The sequence below is a fragment of the Mycobacterium sp. 1245852.3 genome (assembly GCF_001669335.1).
Classification (GTDB): Bacteria; Actinomycetota; Actinomycetes; order Mycobacteriales; family Mycobacteriaceae; genus Mycobacterium; species Mycobacterium europaeum_A.
The window spans coordinates 1-7,339 of sequence record NZ_LZLL01000187.1 but is presented as its reverse complement, the minus strand read 5'-3'; the positions used below and the strand labels follow the sequence as shown (position 1 = coordinate 7,339).

8 protein-coding genes are annotated in these 7,339 nt (G+C 66.0%); 6 read left to right on the top strand and 2 right to left on the bottom strand.

The window, feature by feature from the left end:
• The first annotated feature begins 148 nt into the window (after positions 1-148).
• From A9W96_RS08305 to A9W96_RS08280, 6 genes are all read left to right on the top strand, one after another.
• Positions 149-673: a general stress protein gene (locus tag A9W96_RS08305; protein WP_066880302.1), complete on the top strand. Its 525-nt coding sequence runs from the start codon at positions 149-151 to the stop codon at positions 671-673.
• A gap of 24 nt (positions 674-697) precedes the next feature.
• Positions 698-2,110: an extracellular solute-binding protein gene (locus tag A9W96_RS08300; protein ID WP_067138888.1), complete on the top strand. Its 1,413-nt coding sequence runs from the start codon at positions 698-700 to the stop codon at positions 2,108-2,110.
• Between the two features lie 110 nt (positions 2,111-2,220).
• On the top strand, positions 2,221-3,042 hold the full coding sequence (locus A9W96_RS08295) for a carbohydrate ABC transporter permease (protein WP_197505125.1): 822 nt from the start codon (positions 2,221-2,223) through the stop codon (positions 3,040-3,042).
• Between the two features lie 16 nt (positions 3,043-3,058).
• The gene (locus A9W96_RS08290; RefSeq protein ID WP_197499455.1) at positions 3,059-3,883 is read left to right on the top strand and encodes a carbohydrate ABC transporter permease; all 825 of its coding nucleotides are present in this window, start codon (positions 3,059-3,061) and stop codon (positions 3,881-3,883) included.
• A 4-nt stretch (positions 3,884-3,887) separates the two neighbouring features.
• Positions 3,888-5,066 carry an ABC transporter ATP-binding protein gene (locus A9W96_RS08285; protein ID WP_067138884.1) on the top strand — a complete coding sequence of 393 codons (1,179 nt, stop codon included), beginning with the start codon at positions 3,888-3,890 and terminating at the stop codon, positions 5,064-5,066.
• The gene (locus tag A9W96_RS08280) at positions 5,063-5,650 is read left to right on the top strand and encodes a suppressor of fused domain protein (protein ID WP_066860633.1); all 588 of its coding nucleotides are present in this window, start codon (positions 5,063-5,065) and stop codon (positions 5,648-5,650) included. Before A9W96_RS08285 ends, A9W96_RS08280 begins: the two co-directional genes overlap by 4 nt.
• 82 nt (positions 5,651-5,732) lie before the next feature.
• Here A9W96_RS08280 and A9W96_RS08275 read toward each other — a convergent pair whose 3' ends face one another.
• Complete coding sequence (locus tag A9W96_RS08275) at positions 5,733-6,626, bottom strand: hypothetical protein (RefSeq protein WP_066860630.1); 894 nt, start codon at positions 6,624-6,626, stop codon at positions 5,733-5,735.
• 137 nt (positions 6,627-6,763) lie between these two features.
• On the bottom strand, positions 6,764-7,339 hold a 576-nt coding region (locus tag A9W96_RS08270), incomplete at its 5' end, for a magnesium and cobalt transport protein CorA (RefSeq protein ID WP_197499454.1).

Sequence of the window (7,339 nt, the reverse complement as noted above, 5' to 3'; positions counted from 1 at the left end):
GGGCCGGAGCGAAATCCTGGGGCCGGCGTGACGCCTGGGTCGCGTCGGCGCCGCCGAAGACACGGCGTTTCCGCAGGTGGCCAAAGGTCGATTGGGTGAAGAAGCCCTGAGATGAAACCCTGGCCGAGGCGGAGGACAATGAGCGGCGATGACTAATCCTTTCCAGCCTGGGCAGGTTCCCGGCGCGACGCCTGCGGGCGCGGCGGGGCGCCGCGGGGCGCCCGGCCTCCCGACGCCGCCGCGGGGCTGGCCGGTGGGCTCCTATCCCACTTATGCCGAGGCGCAGCGCGCCGTGGACTACCTGTCCGACCAGCAGTTCCCCGTGCAGCAGGTGACCATCGTCGGTGTCGACCTGATGCAGGTGGAGCGGGTCACCGGCAGGCTGACATGGCCGAAGGTGCTCGGCGGCGGGGTGCTCAGTGGGGCATGGTTGGGGTTGTTCATCGGGCTGGTGCTGGGCTTCTTCAGTCCCAATCCGTGGGGAGCGCTGGCCACGGGTCTGGTCGCCGGCGTGTTCTTCGGGTTGATCACCTCCGCCGTTCCGTATTCGATGGCCCGCGGCACCAGGGATTTCAGTTCGACCATGCAGCTGGTAGCCGGGCGCTACGACGTGCTCTGTGATCCGCAGAACGCAGAGAAGGCGCGGGATCTGTTGGCGCGCTTGGCGATCTGAGCCGCGCCCGAGAGGTGTGAATTGGTGGTGATTCGTCGCGGGCGCGTGCGCCGGGTAGGCGCGTTCGCGCTGACGACGGCGATCATCGCCGCGGCGGTATCGGCCTGCGGTTCCGGTGGCCATGGCTTGGTGATCAGCTTCTACACCACGGCCGCCGACGGGGCGACCTTCACGAGGGTGGCGCAGGACTGCACTAGGCAATTCAACGGTCGCTTCGCCATCCAGCAGATCAGTCTGCCCCGGGCCCCCGGCGAACAGCGTCTGCAGCTGGCGCGCCGGCTGACCGGTCGCGACCGCACGCTGGACGTGATGTCGCTGGACGTGGTGTGGACCGCCGAGTTCGCCGAAGCCGGCTGGGCGCTGCCGCTGTCCGACGATCCCGAGGGACGCGCCGAGTCCGACGCCACGGTCGACACCCTGCCGGGTCCGCTGGCGACGGCGCGTTGGCAAGGCAAACTGTACGGCGCCCCCGTCACCACCAATACCGAATTGCTCTGGTACCGGCCAGATCTGGTGCCTCAGCCACCGCGAACCTGGGACGGCATGGTGTCCGAGGCCACCAGGCTGCACGCCGCGGGACAGCCCAGCTGGATCGGTGTGCAGGCCAACGAGGGCGAAGGCCTGGTGGTCTGGTTCAACACGCTGTTGGCGAGCGGCGGCGGCCGGGTGCTCTCCGAGGATGGTCGCCGGGTCACGCTGACCGACACGCCCGCGCACCGGGCGGCCACCGTGACCGCGCTGCGCGTCCTCAAGTCGGTGGCCGTCGCGCCCGGAGCGGATCCGTCGATCAGCCGGACCGACGAGAGCACCGCGCGCCTGGCCGTCGAACAGGGCCGGGCCGCGCTCGCCGTCAACTGGCCCTACGCGCTGGCGTCCATGCTGGAGAACGCGGTGAAGGGCGGGGTGCCGTTCCTGCCGCTCAACCGGAACCCGATGCTGGCCGGCAGCATCAACGACACCGGCGCCTTCGTGCCCGATGACGAGCAGTTCCGCATCGCGTACCAGGCCAGCCAACAAGTGTTCGGGTTCGCCCCGTATCCCGGCGTGGCGCCCGGCCGCCCGGCCAAGGTGACGATCGGCGGGGCCAACCTGGCGGTGGCCAGCACCTCGCGTCACCGTGCCGAAGCCTTCGAAGCCATCCGCTGCCTGCGCAATCTGGCCCACCAGAAGTATGTTTCGCTCGAAGGCGGGCTGCCGCCGGTGCGCGCGTCGCTGTATTCCGACTCGCAATTTCAGGCGAAATACCCGATGTACACCATCATTCGCCGCCAGCTCACCGATGCCGCGGTGCGCCCGGCGACGCCGGTCTACCAGGGGGTGGCTATTCGGCTCGCCGCGACGCTGAGCCCGATCAACCAGATCGATCCCGAGCGGACCGCCGACGAGCTCAGCACGCAGGTGCAGAAGGCGATCGACGGGAAGGGGCTGCTGCCGTGACGGCCACGGTCTCCGAAACCCGCACCGCGCCAACGACATCGGTCCTACCACGGTGGCGCCGCCGGCCGGCGGAACGGAGGTTGGCGTTTCTTCTGGTCGCCCCCGGGGCGATGCTGATGCTGTTGGTGACGGCGTATCCGATCGGCTACGCCGTGTGGTTGAGCTTGCAGCGCAACAACCTTGCCGTCCCCAACGACACGGCGTTCGTCGGGCTGAACAATTACGTGACCATCCTGACCGATCGCTATTGGTGGACGGCACTGGCGGTGACGCTGGGCATCACGGTGGTCTCGGTCTGCCTCGAATTCGTGCTGGGGTTGGCGCTCGCGCTGGTCATGCACCGCACCATGGTCGGCAAGGGCCTGGTGCGCACCGCGGTCCTGATCCCGTACGGCATCGTCACCGCGGTCGCGTCCTACAGCTGGTATTACGCGTGGACGCCGGGCACCGGTTATCTGGCCAACCTGCTACCGCAAGGCAGCGCACCGCTGACCGAACAGGTTCCGTCGCTGGGGATCGTCGTGGTCGCCGAGGTATGGAAGACAACACCTTTCATGTCGTTGCTGTTGCTGGCCGGTTTGGCGCTGGTGCCGGAGGATCTGCTGAAGGCCGCCCAGGTCGACGGCGCCGGCGCGTGGCGGCGGCTGACCAGAGTCACCCTGCCGATCATCAAGCCGGCGGTGGTGGTCGCGCTGTTGTTCCGGACCCTGGACGCGTTCCGCATTTTCGACAACATCTACGTGATCACCAACGGCGCCAACAACACCGGATCGGTGTCGATGCTGGGCTACGACAATCTGTTCAAGGGCTTCAACCTCGGGCTCGGATCGGCGATCAGCGTGCTGATCTTTTTGTGCGTGGGCGTCATCGCGTTGGTGTTCATCAAGGTGTTCGGTGCGGCGGCGCCCGGGGGTGATGTCGATGGCCGCTGATCGGGCGGGATTGTCGATCGGCGCGCGGCGCACCGCGCTCTGGGCCGTCGTCGACACCCTGGTAGGGGCGTATGCGCTGCTGCCCGTGCTGTGGATCTTCAGCCTGTCGCTGAAGCCGAGCTCGACGATCAAGGACGGCAAGCTGATTCCGTCGTCGATATCGCTGGACAACTATCGCGGCATCTTTCGCGGTGACTTCTTCAGTTCGGCGCTGATCAACTCCGTGGGGATCGCCCTGATCACCACCGCGATCGCCGTGGTGCTCGGCGCCATGGCGGCGTATGCGGTTGCGCGGCTGGACTTTCCGGGCAAGCGACTGCTGGTGGGCGCCACCCTGTTGATCACCATGTTTCCCGCCATCTCGCTGGTGACGCCGTTGTTCAACATCGAACGCTTCGTCGGCTTGTTCGACACCTGGCCGGGCCTGATCCTGCCGTACATCACCTTCGGGCTGCCGCTCGCGATCTACACGCTGTCGGCGTTCTTCCGGGAGATCCCTTGGGATCTGGAGAAGGCGGCGAAAATGGACGGTGCGACACCGGCTCAGGCGTTCCGCAAGGTGATCGTGCCGCTGGCCGCACCCGGCGTGGTGACGGCGGCGATCCTGGTGTTCATCTTCGCCTGGAACGATCTGCTGCTGGCGTTGACCCTGACCGCCACCAAGGCGGCCATCACCGCTCCGGTGGCGATCGTGAACTTCAGCGGCAGTTCGCAGTTCGAGGAACCGACCGGATCGATCGCGGCGGGCGCCGTCGTGATCACCGTCCCCATCATCGCTTTTGTTTTAATCTTCCAACGACGAATCGTCGCCGGGCTGACCTCTGGCGCTGTGAAGGGATAACTCGATGGCCGAGATTGTGCTGGAGCATGTCAGCAAGAGTTACCCGGACGGCGCGACGGCGGTGCACGACCTGAACCTGACCATCGCCGACGGCGAATTCCTGATCCTGGTGGGCCCTTCGGGCTGCGGCAAGACGACCACCTTGAATATGATTGCCGGGCTTGAGGACATCTCATCCGGCGAGCTGCGCATCGGCGGTGAACGGGTGAACGAGAAGGCGCCCAAAGACCGCGATATCGCGATGGTGTTCCAGTCGTACGCGCTGTACCCGCACATGACGGTGCGGCAGAACATCGCCTTTCCGTTGACGCTGGCCAAGATGAAGAAGCCCGAGATCGCCCAGAAGGTCGAGGAGACGGCGAAAACCCTTGATCTGACCGAACTTCTGGATCGCAAGCCCTCACAGTTGTCGGGTGGGCAACGCCAACGGGTGGCGATGGGCCGCGCCATCGTGCGCCATCCCAAGGCGTTTCTGATGGACGAGCCGCTGTCGAACCTGGACGCGAAACTGCGGGTGCAGATGCGCGGCGAGATCGCCAGGTTACAGAAACGGCTGGGCACCACGACCGTCTACGTCACCCACGACCAGACCGAGGCCATGACGCTGGGCGATCGCGTGGTGGTGATGCATTCCGGTGTCGCGCAACAGATCGGCACGCCCGACGAGCTGTACGAGCAGCCCGCCAACCTGTTCGTCGCCGGCTTCATCGGTTCACCGGCGATGAACTTCTTTCCGGCCACGCTGTCGCCCGTCGGGCTCAAACTGCCGTTCGGCGAGGTGATGCTGACAGCGGAAATCCAAGAGGTGCTCGCCCAGCATCCGCGGCCCGCGAACGTCATCGTCGGCGTGCGGCCCGAGCATCTGTCCGACGCCGCGTTGATCGACGGCTACCAGCGCATCAGGGCGCTGACCTTCGAGGTGAAGGTCGACCTGGTGGAGTCGCTGGGCGCGGACAAGTACGTCTACTTCTCCACCGCGGCGTGGGCGGCGCACTCGGCCCAGCTGGACGAGCTGGCCGCCGAATCGGACGCTCACGAAACCCAGTTCGTGGCAAGGGTTCCCGCCGAATCCGCCGCGGCCATCGGGCAGTCGATCGAATTGGCAATGGACACCACCAAGCTGGCGGTCTTCGATGCGGACACCGGGGCCAACCTGACCATCGCGCCGGCCGGGGCACCGTGACACAGGATCAGCTGCGCGCGCATCTGCGGGCACACTTCACCGACGCCGAGCCCGACGCGGCGAGTGTGACGTTTCTGGGCACCGAGACCATCGAGGTGCTGCGTTTCCGCGAGCCGGACACGACGGTGCACTACGTCACCCTGGGCTGCTCACGCCACCCGATGACCGAACCGACGCTGGACATCGCCGACCCGTTGCGCGGTCCGCGCGCCGAAATCGTGCTCCAATTGCGCGATCCCGGCCCGATCACCGGCATCGCGCGCAGCCTGGCAGTCCTGGCCGCGGCGCCGGCCGTCGACGGTGTGGTGCTGTGCGCGGACGCGCTGGTCGATCTCGGCTCGCCGCTGTGGGCGTCCCCGTCGGCGCGGGTGCCGTTTACCGCGGTGCTGCTGGGCCGCAGCGAGATTGGCGATCTGGCGCTGGATCCGCCCCGTGACCCCGTACAGTTCCTGTCGGCGACCCCCATCACCGCAACCGAGGCGGCCTGGGTGCGGCTCAAGGGCGCCGAGGCGATGCGGCAGGCGTGGGACAACGACGGCGTCGATGTGCTGGACCCGAATCGCCCCGCAGCACAACCTAACTGACTCCCGCCGAGCAGACGCAAAGGCACCCAATTCTTCGGCGTGTCGGGTGCTTTTGCGTCTGCTCGCGACGGTCTGCGTGGACTCAGCCCGCTATGCGGGGCGTCCTCAGGTGACTGTTGATCCGCTCGACCAGGCCGACCGGATCTCTTCGGATGTCGTCAACTGTCATCGGAATACATGTCCATCCACACTCCTGCAATCGCGCGGTTTTCAGCCGGTCGTGCAGTAGGGCATCGCGGCCGACGTGCCATTCCACGCTGTCGTATTCGGCCACGACCATCGCATCTGGCCAGGCGAAATCGACACGCCACAGCTTGCCGTAGCGGTCCAGGATGGTGTGTTGCAGCTCCGGTGTGGGCAGCCCGCTGGCGATGAATACGAGTCGCGCCTCGCTCTCCATCGGTGATTCCGCGCGGCCGTCGGCATATTCGACTAGCTTGCGGACCTTCACGATTCCGCGGCGTCCCCACTGCTCGCGAATCGCCGCGGCCAGTTCCACGGCCGTACAAGCGCCGATGTGCAGGGCGGCATCAAGCGTCGCCAGGGCGCGTGGCGGCCGGAGTGCTCGGGCTACTTCGACTGCGGTCCACGCGGGCGCCGTCGCGAGGCGGCCGTTGACTTGCCGCAGCGGCGCACCGATTCGCTGATGCACCATAACCCCAGGTGACGGGCGCATCCTTACGCCTGGATCAAGGACATGGAGTCGATAGGTGCTTTCGGTGTCGAAGCCGTACAGGCCGGCAGCGGTACCTAGGCAAGCGACGACCGGCTGGCCGACTACCAGGTCGAGAGCGGCCAGCATGCCAGCCGCATCGGGTTCTCTCGCCGCATAGACCCCATGGCATACCCGAATCAGCTTGCCGGACTTCACAAGTCCGACCAAACGCCTGCGCGAGACCACGGTCAAAAGTTGAGAAGTAGTTGCCAGCCCGCCACCGTCGAAAAGCACTTTTTCGATGTCCACAGCCGTAAACATGCGCCAAGGCAAGCGATCCAAGTAGCCAGTTGCTCCGGCGATGTGAACAAACCTGTGATCCATGCGCGACGACCAGACGCAAAAACACCCGACACGCCCAAGAAATGGGTGCTTTTGCGTCTGCTCGGCGAAAAGCGCTAGAGCCAATTGTTGCGCCGGAACTGGAAATACAGTCCCACGCAGGCGACGGCCATCACGGCCATGATCGCCGGATAGCCCCACGTCCAGTTCAGTTCCGGCATGAAATGGAAGTTCATCCCGTAGATGGCGGCGACCATGGTGGGCACCGCCAAGATGCCGGCCCAGGCCGCCATCTTGCGCATGTCGTTGTTCTGCTGCATCCCGACGCGGGCCAGCGCCGCCTGGATCAGCGAGTTGAGCATGTCGTCGTAGCTGGCGATCTGGTCCGCGGCCTCGGAGTGGTGGTCGGCGACGTCGCGCAGATAGCGGCGCACCTCTTTGGAGATGACGTCCTTGTTGTCCATCTGGATGCGATGGAACGCGGCCGACAGCGGATTGACGCACCGGCGCAGTTCGACCACCTCGCGCTTGAGCAGATAAATCGGCTCGACGTCGATCTTGCTGCCCGGGGCGAACGCCAGCCCCTCGATGCCGTCGATGTCGGCCAGCATCAGGCTGCTCACCTCGAGGTAGTGGTCCACCACGTGGTCGGCGATCGCGTGCATCACCGCGTAGGGGCCCAGCCGCATCTG